This is a genomic window from Marinobacter sp. DY40_1A1 (assembly GCF_016597815.1).
Classification (GTDB): domain Bacteria; phylum Pseudomonadota; class Gammaproteobacteria; order Pseudomonadales; family Oleiphilaceae; genus Marinobacter; species Marinobacter xiaoshiensis.
Genome location: NZ_VCHA01000005.1, coordinates 301,194 through 318,025, shown reverse-complemented (window position 1 = coordinate 318,025; position 16,832 = coordinate 301,194). Strand labels below are relative to the sequence as shown.

Sequence of the window (16,832 nt, the reverse complement as noted above, 5' to 3'; positions counted from 1 at the left end):
GGCCCATGAGCAGCCTCGCTAAGCGCCAGCAACACGCGTTACCTTCGCACTCGACACCCGGGCGGCCTGCACCTTTCAGCCGCCCCGGGTGGCAGCTCTGGCCCGGGTTTACGATCGCCAGTGCGCTGGTGCTGCTTTCGGTGGCGGGGCTGGCATCCCTTATCTGGGAGGCTTCACTACCGGATATCAGCCAACTCTGGCAAAGCCGCTATTTGCGCACCGTGGTTACCTTTACGATTTGGCAGGCGTTTCTTTCGGTTTTACTCAGCCTGCTTGTGGCTATTCCGATTGCCAGAATCCTCGCAAGACAAACGGCTTTTCCCGGGCGCGCCGTGCTTCTTCGCCTCATGGAGCTTAGTTTGGTGCTCCCTTCAATTGTTGCGGTATCTGGATTGGTTGGTGTGTACGGGCGCCAAGGTTGGTTCACCGGCTTTGCCCATGACTGGCTTGGCGCATCATGGAACCTCTACGGCATCAACGGCATTGTGTTGGCCCATGTGTTTTTCAACGCGCCGCTGGCCGCACGGATTCTGTTGCAGGCAATTGAAGGTGCACCCCCATCGCAACTCAGGGTTGCCGCCCAGCTCGGGCTTGGGCGCTGGTGGTATTGGCGAGCGGTGGAGTGGCCTGCCATCAAGCCTGTCTTGTCTGGCGTTGCGGCACTGGTATTCACACTGTGCTTTACCAGCTTTGCCATAGTGATGACCTTGGGCGGCGGCCCAGCGGCAACCACCATTGAAGTTGCCATCTACCAGTCTTTGCGATTCGAATTCGATTCCGGCCAGGCAGCACTACTTGCCATGGTTCAACTTATTATTTGCGGGTTCCTCTGGTGGCTGGCAGCCCGCCGCGGGCTTACGGCTTCTCTACTGCCGGACAGGCGCGTTGCGTCGCACCGAACCAAAGCAGGCAGTTCCCTCCAAGCGCGCTTGGCAGATGGCACCCTTCTCCTATTGTTTGTGTTCTTTCTGGTAATGCCACTGCTGGCCATTTTGATTAGAGGGCTGCCCGGCATGGGCAGCGCTTTCTTCCCGCAAGGCAGCTTTTCGGTAAATCCCGCATTGCTCGATGCAACAAAGAGAAGCCTGGCAATCGCCCTTCCCGCCGGGCTGATGTCCGTATGCGCTGCTCTACTAATGCTGGCTTCGGGATCGGTATCGAAGAGACCTGCAATCACTCAGCTAACCGATGTGGCAGCGTATTTGCCTATGATGATTCCACCGCTGGTTCTCGGCACAGGCCTGTTTCTGCTGTTCCGACCCAGCCTTGGGAGCTCAAGTGAAGGGTTAGTGCTGGTTACCTTGATCAACGCCATGATGGCCCTGCCCTTTGTATTGCAGATGCTCAAAGGCCCGCTAGGCAGCCTCGACTCCGCCAGTCGTCAGCAAGCGGATCAGCTTGGCGTACTGGGCTGGTATCGTTGGCGCTGGCTGCACTGGCCAAGAATGCGCAAGCCACTGGCTTTGGCCATGGCCTACGGCACAGGCTTATCGCTGGGCGACTTCGGCGTTATTGCGCTCTTCGGAACCCCGGGCCAACCCACACTACCGGTCTTGCTTTATCAACAGCTTGGAAGCTACCGAATGGATGCCGCGGCCGCCACCGGGCTCTGGCTTGTGCTGCTTTTGCTCGTACTGTTTAGCGTTTTTAACAGGCTGGGATCGCCGTTACACCAAACCGGTTTGGTAACCAAATTACCCAGAAGTGTTCCGGAGCCTGAACATGCTTGAAGTAAAGAATCTGGTATTTTCATACCCGGACCAGGAATCTCCCTGGAATTTTCATTTCACCGTGGAGCCAGGGCAATGCATTGCGATTCACGGCGCCAGCGGATCGGGCAAATCCACACTGATGAACCTGCTGGCAGGTTTTCTTGAGCCACAATCGGGGGACATCCTTTGGCAGGATGAAAGCCTGCGCCAACAGGCACCCTGGCAACGACCATTCACCAGCGTGTTCCAGGAGCACAACCTGTTTGAACACCTCAATGTTGAGACGAATATCGGCCTTGGCATCCACCCCGGGCTAAAACTCACACCTGAGAACCAACAGGCTATCGAGCAGGGACTGGACAGCGTTGGTCTTGAAGGCTTTGGCAAGCGTTTACCCGGAGACCTTTCTGGCGGCCAGCGACAGCGTGTTGCCTTATTACGGGCGCTGCTGCGCAAAAAGCCAATACTGCTTCTTGATGAGCCACTTACGGGCCTGGACAGCGAAGCACGGGATCTTCTTCGACAATTGCTGCTAGATGAGAAAGCTCGGGGTACACTCATTGTGCTCGCCAGCCATGATAAGGAAGACCGCCAGTTACTGGCAGATAGCGTTCACAGACTCTAAGCTAGTAAGCTAATAAACCAACCTTTGGAATTCTGACACCCGTGCCCATCAGTGCCAGCTCCCCGGAACACGAAAAACCCTCATTGAATCACCGTCAGCCAGGATCTCTGGCGAGTGAGAACGGCCACCTGATTATTCAGGGCGACTGGACTCTGGCCGACTATAAAGCACTCAAAAAGCGTGTTGAGGCGAATTCCGACCAACAGTGGGCCGCTGAACGCATAGACCTGAAAGGTCTGGGGCAAGTTGATACGGCCGGCGCATCACTTCTGACCACCCTGCTCGGGCCAGACACTCTCATTTCGCTGACTAAACAGGATGGTAACACCCCGACAACCCTGCCCCAGGAACAAAGCGCACTGCTGCACGCAGTGGCAGATGCAATGCGAGAAGAGCCATCCCCTGAGCCTGAAGGTCTTACGCCAGTTGCAGAGTTTCTGACCGAAACTGGCAAGAGAGTTGCGGCCGTTTGGCACCTTGCTTACCTGTTGTCCGGATTTGTCGGCCAGATAATCGCAACGCTGGTGGTTATTCTGCCGCGACCCAGCCGTTGGCGTGTCACGCCGTTCGTCGCGGCGATTCAGGCTACCGGCCTTAACGCGCTTCCTATTGTTGCCCTGCTCACATTTCTGGTGGGAGCCGTGGTCGCCTTCCTGGGTGCCACGGTTCTGAAAGACTTTGGCGCTACGATCTATACAGTCAATCTGGTGGCCTTCTCGTTTTTTCGGGAGTTTGGCGTGTTGCTTGCGGCCATTTTGCTTGCAGGCCGAACGGCCAGCGCCTTCACTGCACAAATCGGTGCCATGAAAGTAAACGAGGAGCTGGATGCCATCCGCACTCTGGGGCTGGACCCAGTTGAATTGCTCGTCATTCCGCGAGTTCTGGCGATGATGGTCAGCCTGCCGATTCTGACCTTTGTGGGCATTATCTCCGGTCTTGTTGGCGGTGGCATGGTCTGCGCTCTTGCACTGGACATTACTCCAACTCAATTCATGGCGATTGTAGAGCGGGACATTGCGCTAAAGCACTTTCTTGTAGGTATGTCGAAAGCGCCCATTTTTGCCTTTTTGATCGCGGCCATCGGCTGCCTTGAAGGATTCAAAGTGGGCGGCAGCGCTCAGTCCGTTGGCGTGCACACCACGTCTGCTGTAGTGCAGTCGATTTTTATGGTTATTCTTCTTGATGCGGTGGCTGCACTTTTCTTCATGGAAATGGGCTGGTAAACCATGGCAGAGCAGACCATTCACGCAGCCAACACTCGCCCAGCGTCCGTTATTGAAGTGCGCGGGCTTGATAACCGCTTTGGTAGTCATGTAGTCCACAAAAACCTGGATCTGGATCTCGTCAAAGGTGAAATCCTGGGCGTTGTAGGCGGTTCAGGAACGGGCAAGTCGGTGCTCCTGAGAAGCATAGTGGGCCTCCTCAAACCTTCAGCCGGCCGTATAAGGGTTTTCGGGAAAGATCTCGATGAACTGAGCGCTGCAGAACGCTCGCAAACCGAGCAGCGCTTTGGCGTTCTGTTTCAAAGAGGCGCGCTGTTCACCTCATTGAATCTGCTTCAGAATATTTCACTGCCATTAATTGAGCACTGCGACTTGTCCCGCCCGGATGCGGAAGAGCTTGCCCACATGAAACTTGCTCTTACGGGCTTGCCAGCAGACTCCGCCCTAAAATACCCGTCAGAACTCTCGGGCGGCATGGTCAAACGCGCTGCCTTGGCGCGGGCGCTGGCAATGGACCCGGAAGTTCTGTTTCTGGATGAACCAACCGCCGGGCTCGACCCTATTGGCGCTGCAGCATTTGACAAGCTGATCGTTACCCTTCGGGATGCTCTGGGGCTGACTGTGTTTTTGGTCACCCACGATCTGGATACTTTGTATACAACCTGCGATCGGGTGGCAGTGCTGTCACAAAAGAAAGTTCTGGTTGCAGACTCCATCGAAAACGTCGCTGCAACAGACGATGCATGGATTCAGGATTATTTTCAGGGCCCCCGCGGGCGGGCCGCCAGTTACGCATTCCGCGCTCAAGATACGAGACGGTTACCGGAGTAAGAGGCTATGGAACCAAAAGCACACCATCTTATTATTGGGCTTTTTACGCTCACTGCGGTGCTGGCGGCCTTATTGTTCGCATTGTGGCTGGTCAAGTCCTCTGCAGACCGCGAATGGTCCTATTACGAAATCGTGTTTGACCAGGCCGTGGGCGGTCTCGCCAAAGGCAACCCGGTTCTTTACAGTGGCGTTGCTGTGGGCGATGTACTGGAACTGAAACTCGACCCGGACAACCCCGGCCACGTGCGAGTTCTGGTGCGGGTTGAACAGACTGTTCCCGTACGGAAAAACACCCGTGCGGGCTTGGTGCTGGCTAATATTGCAGGCAGCATGAGCGTTCAGTTCAGCGGTGGCACCAAGGATAGCCCAGTGTTGACGGGCACCCGAACTGATCCGGCGCAGATTACTGCCGAACCTTCAGCGTTTAAAAGCCTACTGACCAATGGCGAGGCCCTTTTGACAAAGGCAGAGCAACTGCTGACCAGCGCGAACACCTTGCTCTCAAAGGAAAACACCGAGAACCTGACAGCGATTTTCCGCAACACCCGCGAAGCGAGTGAATCCTTACTGGACAGCCGTGAACAGTTGACGGCCCTTCTCGAACGTATGGATGATGCCAGTCAACGTGCCGCTGAAGCTGCATCAAAAGTATCCAAGGTTTCGGATAACGCCAACGCCCTGCTGCAAAACGAGACAAAATCGGTATTAAGCAGCATGAGTTCAGCCATGACCCGTGTTCAGGAAGCGGTTGTTCGTATCGACGACCTAACCCGGAAAAACGAAGGTGCTCTGGATTCAGGGCTCCAGGGAATGGGCGAATTAGCACCGGCACTGAGAGAACTTCGTGGCACCCTTAGAAACCTGAACCAATTTACCCGTCGTTTGGAAGAAGACCCCAGAGGCACTCTCTTGGGCGCCCCAACGATCAAGGAGGTATCACAGTGAGCCGTTTAGCGATCAAGGGTTTAAAGGCTGCGGGTGTCGCGTTTGTAATTTCTGGCTCAATGGCCGCTTGCACGGTATTCCCGGTACCTGAAGCGCCCAGAGTGATGGATTTCCCAACCCCTCTTAAACCCGACAGCAACGCCATCAGCAGATCCGAAAGCCTGAGGATTGATATGCCGGTAGCATCTGACCCGTACAACAGCTCACGGATTCTGGCAAAACCTCAGCCGTGGGAGTTCAGAGTGTATGGCGGAGTGCGGTGGCGAGATACGGTACCGGTTCTGGTAAGGGACATGTTGGCAGGCGCTTTCAGAGCCAGCGCAAGCTTTCAGCATGTGGTCATGGATCCTGCCCCAGGCAGTGCTGACTTGAGCCTTTCTACAGAAATTAACGCCTTTCATGCGATCAATCAGGGAGACAGCACTCGGGTAACCGTATCGGTTTACGGGCAGCTGGTTAATAACCGTTCACAGGGGATTCTGTGCTCAAGGAGCTTCACCGTGTCTGCACCCGCGGAGGACACGAGCATTGATGCGGTAGTACTGGCCTTTGGTAACGCAGGAGAACAACTTGCAGACGAGCTTATTGCCTGGGCAACAAGCTGTGAAGCGACTCCGAGCTAACTCTTCTCGGGGAACAGGTCTGGCCAGGCCGCTTTGATATACAACCCCATAGACCAGAGCGTTAAAATGGCGGCAATATACAATAACCCCACGGCAATTTCGGATAGAAGTTGGCCGGGGGGAAACGCCAGCAAGCCCACAATCGACGCCATCTGCGCGGTGGTTTTAATCTTACCGATGTAAGACACGGCAACACTTGCCCGGCTGCCGATTTCAGCCATCCATTCCCGCAATGCGGAAATCACGATTTCACGGCAGATAATTACAGTGGCTGGAATGGTCAGTAGAATTGCCGAGTATTCCTGAATCAACATCGCCAGAGCCACAGCCACCATCAATTTATCAGCAACCGGGTCGAGAAAAGCCCCGAACGGTGTGCTCTGGTCAAGCTTGCGAGCCAGATAGCCATCCAGCCAGTCCGTTGCCGCCGCCAGCCCAAAAATCGCCGCACTTGCCATATAACTCCAGTGCATGGGGAGATAGAACACCGCCACAAAGACCGGAATCATAATGATGCGGGAGAGTGTGAGCAGGTTTGGTAAGTTCATACGGTTGTTACTCATCATGCAATGCTGCGTATATGTTTTCAGCCAGTGATTTACTGATGCCCTGAACCTTGGCCATCTCGTCTACACTGGCTTTGCGAAGTTCCTGTATTCCACCAAAATAACGAATCAGCTCCCGGCGCCTTTTGGGACCAACCCCTTCAATACCTTCAAGTGTAGACTGGCGGCGCTTTTTATCGCGTCCTGCCCTGTGTCCGCTGATGGCGAAGCGGTGAGATTCATCCCGGATGTGCTGAATCAAATGCAAAGCCGGTGAATCAGCAGGCACACGAAACACGTCACCGGTCATCGCATCGATCAACTGCTCCATACCTGCGCGCCGGGTAACACCCTTGGCCACGCCAATAAGGGGAATATCAGAAACCCCAAGTTCATCAAATACTTCCCGGGCAATATTCAATTGCCCCTTACCGCCATCAATAAACACAAGGTCCGGGCGCTTGCCCTCACCTGCAACCATTCGGCGGTACCGTCGAGTCAGAACCTGGCGCATGGCATCGTAATCGTCTCCTGCCTTCACGCCCTCGATATTATACAGTCGGTAATCACTTTTAAGGGGACCATTCTCATCGAAAACAACACAGGATGCGACGGTGTTTTCGCCGTGGCTGTGGCTAATATCAAAACACTCCATCCGCGAAGGCGTTTCCGCCAGCTCCAGCATGTCTCGCAGGGCCAGCAAACGACGATAAACGGTTTCCTTGCTGGCGATATGGGTAAGCAGTGTTTGCCGGGCATTGGTCATCGCCAACTCCAGCCAGCGCCGCCGCTCCCCGCGAACATTACCACGAATGCGGGTTTCCCGATTGGCTGCATCAGAAAGCGCCTGAGCGAGCAACTCCTGGCCGTCAACATCAACCGGAACCAGCACATCTTTTGGAATCTCGCGGCGCGTGTTGCCACCGAAGTAGTACTGGCCCAGAAACGCACTTAACAACTCGCCTTCTGATTGCTCAAGAGAATAGCGGGGAAAGTAATCCTTGGTTCCCAAAACCCTGCCACCACGCACAATAATGACCACGATACACACAACACCGGCATCCTGCGCAATGGCAACCACATCCGCATCCCCGCCTTCGCCATCCACCGACTGCTGTTCCTGTACATGACGCAGATGATTGATCTGGTCACGGTAGGCAGCGGCCTTTTCAAACTCGAGGTTTTTGGCAGCCTTTTCCATGGCATCCATCAGGTCACGAATAATGGCGGGGTTCTTGCCTTCGAGAAACATAGTGGCGTGGCGGATATCCTGGAGGTAGTCCTCTGGCGAAATATATCCAACGCACGGCGCCGTACATCGATTGATCTGATACTGCAGACAGGGGCGCGATCTGTTCTGAAAATAGCTTTCACTACAGGATCTTATCCGGAAGACCTTCTGCAATACATTAAGACTTTCCTTGACGGCACCCGAGCTCGGAAACGGCCCATACCAGGTGCCTCCACCCTTTTTGGTGCGCCCACGCCGAAAGGTCAGCGAGGGATAATCACTGTGGGCAGACACGTAAATGTAGGGGTAGGATTTATCATCCCGAAGCAGGATGTTGTATGGCGGGCGCAGAGACTTGATCAGGTTCTGCTCTAACAGTAGAGCTTCTGTCTCACTTCCGGTAATAGTGACTTCAATGGAGGCAATCTTTGCGACCAGGGCTTCCGTTTTGGGCGCCAGGCCAGTCTTCCGAAAATAGCTGCTGACCCGCTTCTTCAGATTTCCGGCCTTACCCACATACAGCACCGAGCCACCGTCGTCGTACATTCGGTAGACGCCAGGTCGCTCGGTTAGCTGTTTCAGGAAGTGCTTGCTGTCAAACCCCTCGCTGCTTTCACCGGTGGAATCAGACCTTGTGGGCATCGAGCAACCCGAGCCGTACTGCCATCAGGGCCAACTCAACGTCGCTGGAGATCTCCAGCTTTTCGAAAATCCGGTAACGATAGCTGTTAACAGTTTTCGGGCTAAGGCAGAGTTTGTCTGAAATGTCCTGCACTTTCTGGCAGTCCACTACCATCATGGCTATCTGCATCTCGCGCTCAGACAGGCGATCAAACATGGATAGCTCGCCTTCCTCTTCCTTGTCGCCACCCAGCTGTTTGAGGGCCATTTTCTGAGCTATTTCGGGGCTGATATAGCGCTGGCCCGAATGGGCCATACGAATGGCACGAACCATTTCCCGGATATCCGCACCTTTGGTGATGTAAGCGGAGGCTCCGCTTTGCATTACGCGAGCTGGATAAGGGTCGTCGGCACAGGCGGTTACCACGATCACACGAATAGTGTCATCGATTCGCAGGATGCGCCTGGTAGCTTCCAGGCCGCCAATGCCAGGCATCCGGATATCCATCAATACGATATCCGGGCGCTCTTTACGCACGAATTCTATGGCGTCTTCTCCGGATGGAGATTGACCAATAACATCAATATCGGGATTGTCCGCGAGCATCCGGGTTATCCCGGAACGAACCAGCTCATGGTCATCTACAACCAATACCCTGATCAAATTTCACCTCGCAAACCGCTTCAAAGAACTGCGCGATTGTACCGGTTACGGTCGCCCCCGGGTAGGTGCAAACCGAAATACTCTTCGAGGTTGAGCACTCATTCCGGTACGCCAAGCCCGGCAGTGTTCTCTACCGGATCAAACCAAACCACCAGATCTCCCCTCTTGATTGCCGCCTGCACGCCGCTCAGTTCTGCCAAGGGGTTTTCGTTATCATTTAGACCATGGTAGCGAGTACAGTACTCTTCTGCCAAGCCAAGCAACTGATCCTCGGTCAACAACTCCTTGTCTACAATGAACTTTTCCTCGCGAGGATCGGATTGTGACTGGTGCCCGGTTTCATGATTCATAGTATCTCCTGTGCGGGCCACTATACCCACTTTCAAAATTCGGATCGATTCTCTATCATCCTTCACTTTCAGAATGTTTGGATGCTAATGAACTCTCTGGTTTTTCGCCTCACACTACCAATCCTGTTCGGCTACCTCCCATTGGGCATGGCTTTCGGGGTGCTGTTCACAACTCAGCTCGACTACGCATGGTGGGCAGCACCGCTCATGGGCGTAGTAATCTACGCTGGGGCCGGCCAGATTCTCGCGGTCAGCCTGTTAGCGGCGAGCGCCGGCTTGCTGGAAGTATTCATCGCTATGTTTGTACTCAACGCCCGCCATCTTTTCTATGGCCTGTCTCTGCTCGGGCAGTTCCGAGGGGCCGGCTGGCGCAAGCTCTATCTTATTTTTGGCCTTACCGATGAAACCTACTCACTTCTCACCAGCCGGGCGCGCACTCAGGATAGACTTCATGAGCTGGACGTGGATTTCCGTATAACGGCCTTCAATCAGGTTTACTGGGTGATTGGCTGCACTCTGGGGGCGCTTCTGGGTCGTAACGTGGCGTTCGACAGCACAGGAATCGAGTTTGCACTTGTGGCGCTATTTATCGTACTCACAATTGAACAGTTCAAAGCCTTGGGGGATGCGTTTCCGGTGTGGGCTGGCGCAGCAGCTGCCGGTGTTGCCATGATCCTGCTACCACCGGCGCATCAGCTAATTGGCGCTATAGCCATAGTGACTGCTGTGCTACTGCTGCAGTACCGGCACCTGCGCACCAAATCCATCGCTGAGGGCCACAGTCATGGCTGATACAGTGTATCTGGCGGCATTTGTGGCTGTTGCTGCAATCGCAACCTTCGCAACCAGAATCATACCGTTTCTGTTTTTTGAACGTCATACCGAGCATCCACTCATCAAGCACCTGGGGCGATACTTACCGGCGGCAGTTATGGCTTTGCTGGCGACTGTGTTTTTGCAGCGTTCAGGGGATTGGTCAGCCACAGTGCCCGGGCTTGATGCCATTCTGGCAGGAATGCTTGTGGTGATTATTCATCTCTTGCGCCGCAATGCCCTACTTTCTATCGCTGCAGGCACAGCGGCATACATGCTGATACGACAGACTGGCATACTGGATTCAGGGCTCGCGGGCTGAAGTATTGCCTCAGCGCTGACCTTCCAGATTGGCAACCAGTCTCGAATCACTCAAAGCAGCGGTGCGATGTTTAACCACACCCTTGTATTCAGAGCTTTGAATCATTGCCATAAATGCGTCAATTGACGGATAACGCACGAGCAGCACTTGATCCCAGGATTCATCAGGCGGTGCAATAAGAGAACCAACACTACGACCAGACCAGATAACTTCGGCACCCACAGCGCTCACGCACGCAGCCGCTTCCTGCATATAAAGCTGGTATGCCTCTCGACCGCTTCGCTCACCGGATTCATCGACATAACTTGCTTTGTCGCGAAACCGTAGCAGGTTCAGCATTACCACTGGCTGGTCTTTGGGCGTATCAGCCAGAACCTTCTTCAGCTGTTCCGGCGTAGGATTAACGGCGTTCATGCTGGGCCTTTTTGATGTTATCGGTTGCACCATACTATAGCCCACCCTTTACGGGCTTCGGCAAGTGATTTCATTACCGTTCCGTCAGATCTATCATACACACTCAACTCTTCAGCTTTTCGGCCACCTTACATGGATTTGATCACACTCTTCCAGCAAACACTGGAAACCACCCTCCCGGTTTTCGCCATGGTGTTTATCGGGCTTGGATTACGAAGGGTTGGCTGGATTGACGATACGTTCGTTCACACAGCTTCTGCACTGGTATTCAAGGCCACACTGCCAACACTGGTGTTTCTGAGCATCATAAAAGCTGATCTCAGCACCTCACTGAATCTGCGCCTGCTAACTTTCTATCTTTTTGCCACCCTCGCCAGCTTCGCCCTGGCCTGGCTATGGGCGCGCTGGCGCGTTGCCCACGAAGATCGCGGTGTGTATGTTCAGGGCGCCTTCCGGGGCAACTGCGGTATTGTCGGGCTCGCACTGGCAGCGAACCTCTACGGAGACTTTGGTCTTTCGGCGGGTAGCATTTTATTGGCTGTAGTCATTCTTTCCTACAATGCGCTTTCTGTGATCGTACTCACTGCCTATCAGCCCGGGCAATCCGCCCAATGGCACCGTATTTTTCAGGATATCCTGCGCAATCCGCTGATACTTTCAGTATTCGCCGCCATCCCTGTGGCCTGGCTTGATCTGCAATTGCCGGAATGGATTCTTACCAGTGGCGACTACTTTGCATCGCTCACCCTTCCACTGGCCTTGTTATGCATCGGCGCAACCGTGTCCTTCAGCGCCCTACGCAATGACAGCTCAACGGCATTTAGTTCATCCCTGATGAAAATGGTTTTCTTGCCAACACTGTGCACTGGCGCTGCCTGGGCGGTGGGTTTCTCGGGGCCCGAGCTTGGCCTACTGTTCCTGTTCTTCGCGAGTCCGACAGCAGCTGCAAGCTTTGTGATGGCCAAGGCGCTTGGCGGCAATGACCGATTGGCGGCGAACATCATTGCAATAACCACACTGATGGCAAGCGTCACCGTAACCTTGGGAGTATTTGTCCTGAAGGGCGCTGGCCTGATATAAACATCTGTCTACGCTCGAACCTCCAACAGCCAATCAGAGCCTCCAATGACTGACGGAAAGCCGTACTCCCAAGCCTGCGAGAACAACAAACAAGTTATTCTCGAAAAGATTGCCACTGTGTTCAATGAGCCTGGAATTCTATTGGAAATTGGCACAGGTACCGGGCAGCATGCGGTTCATTTTGCCCAGCACCTTCCGCACCTTCAGTGGCAGCCCAGCGACCACCCAAATAACGCTCAGCTGTGTATGCCTTGGCTGGAAGATGCGAACCTGCCCAACATCAACACCCCCTTGCCTCTGGATGTCAGCGCGCCTGACTGGCGACTCCCGCCAATCAATGGTGTTTTCTCTGCCAACACAGCACACATCATGTCCTGGCCTGAGGTTGAAGCAATGTTCCGGGGCGTGGCTGCCATTCTCGATGCGGGCGAAGCCTTCTGCCTGTACGGGCCTTTCAACTACGGAGGCCAATTCACAAGCCCCAGCAACCGGCAGTTTGATACTCATCTGAAGCAGCGAAACCCGGAAATGGGTATTCGGGATATGGATGACCTCAAACGAACCGGCGATGCGATCGGGCTGGTTCTGGAATCCGACTTCGAAATGCCGGCCAACAACCGGTTGCTGGTCTGGAGGCGATGCTAGCATCGGGGCCGGCCTCAGTATGCACCCTCGCTGTATATCAGCTCGTAGCTGTGGCTATAAATCTCCACAATGTTACCAAACGGGTCTTCCATATAGATCATGCGGTAAGGCTTTTCGCCTGGGTAGTAGTACCGCGGCTTTTCCATTCTCTTCTTGCCACCCGCCGCAACAATCCGATCAGCTAACTCTTCAAGATTCGGATCCTGCACACAGAAATGGAAAATGCCGGTTTTCCAATATTCAAAGTTATCTTCCGGGTTAGTCTGATTTCTGAACTGGAACACCTCTACCCCAATCCTGTCACCGGTCGACATATGAGCAATTCGAAAACTCCCCCAACCTTTCCCGAATACTTCTGTACACATTTCACCAATGGCACTTTCATCCTCGACGATTTCAGTCGGTTCCATGATCAGATACCAACCCATCACCTCGGTATAGAATTTAACCGCTTCTTCCAGGTTGGGGACTGAAAGCCCAATGTGTGAAAAGTTTCTTGGATATACGTTACTCATGCTCTGCTCTCCTGTTTAAACCTCGCTTCAGGTTACAAATGCAGAGTGATTACGTAAAATTATCATTCGTCATAACAATGAGTACGTTTTGTAATGATTAACACGACATGGCTACGCAGTTTCTGCACGCTGGTTGAAACAGGGCACTTCACTCGTACAGCTGAGCGCCTCCATATGACTCAATCCGGCGTTAGCCAGCATGTACGGAAACTGGAAGATCAAACAGGAGTAGCGCTACTTCTAAGGGAAGGTAAGCAGTTTTCACTCACGGATGCAGGCGAACGCCTTTACGCTGAAGGGCGCACTCTCATTCAGGCGCTATCGAGTCTTGATCAACGAATAGCGGAGGATCCTCCATACAAGGGGCTGGTTAGGCTGACGTCGCCAGGAAGCATAGGGCTCAAGCTTTACCCGCACCTTCTTGAGTTGCAGAGCAAGCACCCCGAACTGGTGATTGACTACCGATTCGCACCAAACACGGATGTTGAAAATGCGATCGCAGACTACAAATCCGATATTGGATTCATGACGAGCGCCCCAACCCTCGAGAAAGTGAGCTGCCAAGCGATTGCACATGAGCCCTTGCTTCTGGTGACACCTGCGAATGTCTCTGAGCCAAGTTGGGACGCGTTAACACAGTTAGGCTTTATCGATCACCCTGATGGTGCCCATCATGCCAACATGCTGCTTAGCGCCAACTTCCCACAGTTTCAGCACAGCAATCTGTTTAAAAGGAATGGCTTCTCAAACCAGATTGGCTTGATCCTGGAACCGGTTAGCATGGGATTGGGATTTACCGTATTGCCGGCTCACGCAGTTGAGGCCTTCAATCGGCCACAGACCATCAAAAGCCATCAATTGCCGGAACCCGTCAGTGAGACCCTGTACCTTGTAGTTCGGCGCGAGCAGTCGTTGCAGAACAGAATGCATACAGTGATTGCAGAAGCCAGGAAGTGGCTTTGACACGTACAATAAAAAACCCCAGCACTTCTGCTGGGGTTCAGTATTGGCGGAGAGAGAGGGATTCGAACCCTCGATACGCTATTAACGTATACACACTTTCCAGGCGTGCGCCTTCAGCCACTCGGCCACCTCTCCAATAACCTGTTTCAAATCAGCAATATCGTCGCTCATTTGAGGGCGCAAACTTTAATGGTTTTAGGGGCGCTTGGCAACTCCCTTGGGATAAATCCCGGCAAAATTTCCGGTTTGCACCAATAATAGGCAGTAAGGTGCTCGCTACTCGCGTTGGGAGTATCATGGCATTTCCAATCTGTTCAGTATGTTATTCAAGCCTGGGGGGCTATCCATGCTAATGAAACCCGACCAATCGATTCTTTTGCTGATAGACGTTCAGGAAAAGCTGATGCCAGCCATTGCCTATGGCCAGGACGTAGTCAGCCGATGCATAACCCTCGCAACAATTGCAGGACTTTTGGATATCCCCGTTGTGGCAACCGAGCAGCTGCCAGAAAAACTGGGGCCAAATGTAGAGGCGGTGAAGGAGCTTTGCCACCACACGCTTGCAAAGTACCACTTTGATGCCTGCCCCGACGGATTGGTGGAAAGCCTACCCGAAGGTCGGCAGCATATTATTATTGCCGGCTGCGAAACCCATGTTTGCATGATGCAAACGGCCCTCAGCCTGATTGATGCGGGTTACAAGGTATGGGTTGTTGCCGATGCTACAGGGTCCCGGAACGAGTTTGATCGGGATGTTGCGCTTGATCGGCTCAGCGCGAGCGGCGCGCGTATTGTCACGGTCGAGATGGCTGCCTTTGAATGGATGGGGCACTGCAGGCACCCCGCCTTTCGTGATATTCAGATGTTAATCAAGTAACTAGACAGTTCTCGAAGAGGCACATAATGCTGAACATGGATTTTGACCGCAGGGTGGTCATCCACACAAACGAACAGGAATGGCTTGCCAGCCCTGCCAGCGGCGTTGTCAGAAAGCCGTTAGCAAGGGAGGAAGCCGAGCGAGGCCATGCTACCAGCATTGTTCGCTATGAGCCTGGCGCCTCATTCAGCCGGCATGAGCACCCTCTCGGCGAAGAAATCCTGGTGTTGGAAGGTGTATTTTCGGACGAAAATGGTGATTACCCTGCCGGCACCTACTTGAGAAACCCGCCCGGAAGCGGGCACGCCCCGTTCAGCAAGCCTGGCTGTACTTTACTGGTAAAGCTGCACCAGTTTGATGAACGAGACCTCAGCACCGTGCGAGTCGACACCAGCAATACCGACTGGTTACCCGGGATCGGTGGCCTTGAAGTAATGCCGCTGCATGAATTTGAGCACGAGCATGTAGCGCTGGTGAAATGGCCCGCCAATGAAATATTTCAGCCTCACCGACACTTCGGAGGCGAAGAAATATTCGTTCTTTCAGGTGAGTTTTGTGACGAGTACGGGCGCTATCCTGAAGGTACATGGATAAGGAGCCCGCACTTGAGCCAGCACCACCCGTTTGTGGAGCAAGAGACGGTTATCTGGGTAAAGACCGGCCACCTGCCCCTCGAGTTAACCAGAACACCATAAGCAGCCCGTGGATGACCAGGAAGGGTACAGCGACCATGACGAGCGCAGACCAGCCAACCCATGACAGTATTACCCCGGCCGACAAGGCCGCTGTGGCCTGGGAGCCGAACACGAACACATCGTTGAGGCCCTGAACCCTGAACCGTTCCGCATCTGTATAGCCACGCGGCAACAATGTGGTGCCGCCCACAAACAGAAAGTTCCAGCCAATACCCAGCAACACCAGCGCCGAAAGATAATGGTGAAATTCGATACCGCTGGCAGCCAGAACAATGCACCCAAGATAAGCAAGAAGCCCGGCCGCCATCATAAGGGGTATACCGACAACCCGTGTAAGCCAGCCACTGATGAGCGATGGCAAATACATGGCCATGATGTGCAGCTGGATAACACGCTTGGCATCATCCAGATCATGCCCCGCCATTTCCGTCATGCTGAGTGGCGTTGCCGTCATGATAAAGCTCATCACGGCATAGCCGATCGCAGCGCCGCTGATGGCCACCCAGATCAGCGGGATGGCGAGAATTTCTTTCATTGGCCGGCCGCCGCCGCTCGCGTGAGCAGCCCTTACCAACTCACTCTTCGCCCGATAACCCAGCCCCAGTATTACAAGCGCTGCAAACTGGACAGCCGCCAGCGCAAGCCAGCTTGTGAGAAACGGATGATCTGTTCCCGCCCCACTGCCTAGTGCCGCAATCTCAGGCCCAAGCCAGGCAGCAATGAGACCGCCAAGCAACACTCGCGAAGCAGCTGACCCAGCCATGCTGGGAGGCACTGATTCCATCGCAGCAAAGCGATACTGATGCACCACTGCCAGCCCGGTTCCACCAACCACTGCCGCCAGACAAAGCAATGGGAACAGGGCCAACCACGAAGCCAGGGCGCCAAGAATGCCCGCCAGCATCCCCATAGAGGTTCCAAGCAGCATTACCTGCTTGCGCCCCAGCCGCTCCATCAACCAGGTGGCAGGCTTGATTGCAAGTACAGTGCCCACCACCACCAATCCGACAGGCAGCGTTGCGTATTCCGGGGCCGGCGCCAACAGACGCCCCTGAATGCTTCCTATAAACACAATAAAAGGCGCTGTGCACATGGCTAGCGCCTGGGCAGCTACCAGCACCCATACGTTGAAAGGCAT

General features: G+C 54.1%; 20 protein-coding genes and 1 tRNA gene. 13 read left to right on the top strand and 8 right to left on the bottom strand.

Going from position 1 to position 16,832, the window contains the following annotated elements; genetic code table 11:
- Window positions 1-5: 5 nt before the first annotated feature.
- The 6 genes from thiP to FFI61_RS14325 are packed head-to-tail and all read left to right on the top strand — an operon-like array spanning window position 6 to window position 5,959.
- A complete protein-coding gene (thiP, locus tag FFI61_RS14350) occupies window positions 6-1,730 on the top strand; it encodes a thiamine/thiamine pyrophosphate ABC transporter permease (protein ID WP_200371278.1) in 1,725 nt (574 codons plus the stop codon).
- The gene (locus tag FFI61_RS14345) at window positions 1,723-2,337 is read left to right on the top strand and encodes an ATP-binding cassette domain-containing protein (protein ID WP_200371269.1); all 615 of its coding nucleotides are present in this window, start codon (window positions 1,723-1,725) and stop codon (window positions 2,335-2,337) included. The genes thiP and FFI61_RS14345 overlap by 8 nt, the downstream gene beginning before the upstream one ends.
- 41 nt (window positions 2,338-2,378) lie before the next feature.
- Complete coding sequence (locus tag FFI61_RS14340) at window positions 2,379-3,560, top strand: MlaE family lipid ABC transporter permease subunit (protein WP_413785037.1); 1,182 nt, start codon at window positions 2,379-2,381, stop codon at window positions 3,558-3,560.
- Window positions 3,561-3,563: 3 nt separating this feature from the next.
- Entirely contained in the window at window positions 3,564-4,391 is an 828-nt protein-coding gene (locus tag FFI61_RS14335) for an ABC transporter ATP-binding protein (protein ID WP_200204764.1), read from the top strand.
- 6 nt (window positions 4,392-4,397) lie between these two features.
- Complete coding sequence (locus tag FFI61_RS14330; protein WP_200371266.1) at window positions 4,398-5,336, top strand: MlaD family protein; 939 nt, start codon at window positions 4,398-4,400, stop codon at window positions 5,334-5,336.
- Entirely contained in the window at window positions 5,333-5,959 is a 627-nt protein-coding gene (locus FFI61_RS14325) for an ABC-type transport auxiliary lipoprotein family protein (RefSeq protein ID WP_200371264.1), read from the top strand. Before FFI61_RS14330 ends, FFI61_RS14325 begins: the two co-directional genes overlap by 4 nt.
- Here FFI61_RS14325 and pgsA read toward each other — a convergent pair.
- From pgsA to FFI61_RS14305, 4 genes are all read right to left on the bottom strand, one after another.
- Window positions 5,956-6,507 (bottom strand): CDP-diacylglycerol--glycerol-3-phosphate 3-phosphatidyltransferase, encoded by a 552-nt coding sequence (gene pgsA / locus FFI61_RS14320; RefSeq protein WP_200371503.1) that lies wholly within the window; start codon window positions 6,505-6,507, stop codon window positions 5,956-5,958. The two genes, FFI61_RS14325 and pgsA, sit on opposite strands and share 4 nt — an antisense overlap.
- Window positions 6,508-6,514: 7 nt before the next feature.
- A complete protein-coding gene (uvrC, locus tag FFI61_RS14315; protein WP_200371262.1) occupies window positions 6,515-8,377 on the bottom strand; it encodes an excinuclease ABC subunit UvrC in 1,863 nt (620 codons plus the stop codon).
- Window positions 8,361-9,020, bottom strand: coding sequence for a UvrY/SirA/GacA family response regulator transcription factor (gene uvrY / locus FFI61_RS14310; RefSeq protein ID WP_200371261.1), 660 nt, complete (start codon window positions 9,018-9,020; stop codon window positions 8,361-8,363). Before uvrY ends, uvrC begins: the two co-directional genes overlap by 17 nt.
- A gap of 98 nt (window positions 9,021-9,118) precedes the next feature.
- Window positions 9,119-9,370 (bottom strand): hypothetical protein, encoded by a 252-nt coding sequence (locus FFI61_RS14305; protein ID WP_200371260.1) that lies wholly within the window; start codon window positions 9,368-9,370, stop codon window positions 9,119-9,121.
- Window positions 9,371-9,457: 87 nt separating this feature from the next.
- Between FFI61_RS14305 and FFI61_RS14300 the strand changes: the two genes are divergently transcribed.
- Together FFI61_RS14300 and FFI61_RS14295 are read left to right on the top strand one after the other, a co-directional pair.
- The gene (locus FFI61_RS14300; protein ID WP_200371259.1) at window positions 9,458-10,162 is read left to right on the top strand and encodes an AzlC family ABC transporter permease; all 705 of its coding nucleotides are present in this window, start codon (window positions 9,458-9,460) and stop codon (window positions 10,160-10,162) included.
- The gene (locus FFI61_RS14295) at window positions 10,155-10,505 is read left to right on the top strand and encodes a branched-chain amino acid transporter permease (protein ID WP_200371258.1); all 351 of its coding nucleotides are present in this window, start codon (window positions 10,155-10,157) and stop codon (window positions 10,503-10,505) included. Before FFI61_RS14300 ends, FFI61_RS14295 begins: the two co-directional genes overlap by 8 nt.
- A 9-nt stretch (window positions 10,506-10,514) precedes the next feature.
- On the opposite strand, the gene FFI61_RS14290 is transcribed toward FFI61_RS14295, so the two are convergent.
- Window positions 10,515-10,919, bottom strand: a complete 405-nt coding sequence (locus FFI61_RS14290; protein ID WP_200204772.1) for a DUF1330 domain-containing protein — start codon at window positions 10,917-10,919, stop codon at window positions 10,515-10,517.
- 132 nt (window positions 10,920-11,051) lie between these two features.
- Between FFI61_RS14290 and FFI61_RS14285 the strand changes: the two genes are divergently transcribed.
- Both FFI61_RS14285 and FFI61_RS14280 read left to right on the top strand, forming a co-directional pair.
- Window positions 11,052-11,999 carry an AEC family transporter gene (locus FFI61_RS14285; protein WP_200204773.1) on the top strand — a complete coding sequence of 316 codons (948 nt, stop codon included), beginning with the start codon at window positions 11,052-11,054 and terminating at the stop codon, window positions 11,997-11,999.
- Between the two features lie 45 nt (window positions 12,000-12,044).
- Window positions 12,045-12,644 carry a DUF938 domain-containing protein gene (locus FFI61_RS14280; protein WP_200204774.1) on the top strand — a complete coding sequence of 200 codons (600 nt, stop codon included), beginning with the start codon at window positions 12,045-12,047 and terminating at the stop codon, window positions 12,642-12,644.
- A 14-nt stretch (window positions 12,645-12,658) separates the two neighbouring features.
- Here FFI61_RS14280 and FFI61_RS14275 read toward each other — a convergent pair whose 3' ends face one another.
- Window positions 12,659-13,159: a lactoylglutathione lyase family protein gene (locus FFI61_RS14275; protein WP_200204775.1), complete on the bottom strand. Its 501-nt coding sequence runs from the start codon at window positions 13,157-13,159 to the stop codon at window positions 12,659-12,661.
- Window positions 13,160-13,252: 93 nt separating this feature from the next.
- Between FFI61_RS14275 and FFI61_RS14270 the strand changes: the two genes are divergently transcribed.
- Window positions 13,253-14,122: a LysR family transcriptional regulator gene (locus FFI61_RS14270; RefSeq protein WP_200371257.1), complete on the top strand. Its 870-nt coding sequence runs from the start codon at window positions 13,253-13,255 to the stop codon at window positions 14,120-14,122.
- Window positions 14,123-14,166: 44 nt separating this feature from the next.
- On the opposite strand, the gene FFI61_RS14265 is transcribed toward FFI61_RS14270, so the two are convergent.
- Window positions 14,167-14,257, bottom strand: a tRNA-Ser gene (locus tag FFI61_RS14265).
- 211 nt (window positions 14,258-14,468) lie between these two features.
- Here FFI61_RS14265 and FFI61_RS14260 point away from each other — a divergent pair.
- The gene (locus FFI61_RS14260; protein ID WP_200371255.1) at window positions 14,469-14,999 is read left to right on the top strand and encodes a hydrolase; all 531 of its coding nucleotides are present in this window, start codon (window positions 14,469-14,471) and stop codon (window positions 14,997-14,999) included.
- A 26-nt stretch (window positions 15,000-15,025) separates the two neighbouring features.
- Window positions 15,026-15,694, top strand: coding sequence for a cupin domain-containing protein (locus FFI61_RS14255; protein ID WP_200204935.1), 669 nt, complete (start codon window positions 15,026-15,028; stop codon window positions 15,692-15,694).
- Here the strand turns inward: FFI61_RS14255 and FFI61_RS14250 are convergent.
- Window positions 15,642-16,832: an MFS transporter gene (locus FFI61_RS14250; protein WP_200371253.1), complete on the bottom strand. Its 1,191-nt coding sequence runs from the start codon at window positions 16,830-16,832 to the stop codon at window positions 15,642-15,644. The genes FFI61_RS14255 and FFI61_RS14250 overlap by 53 nt on opposite strands.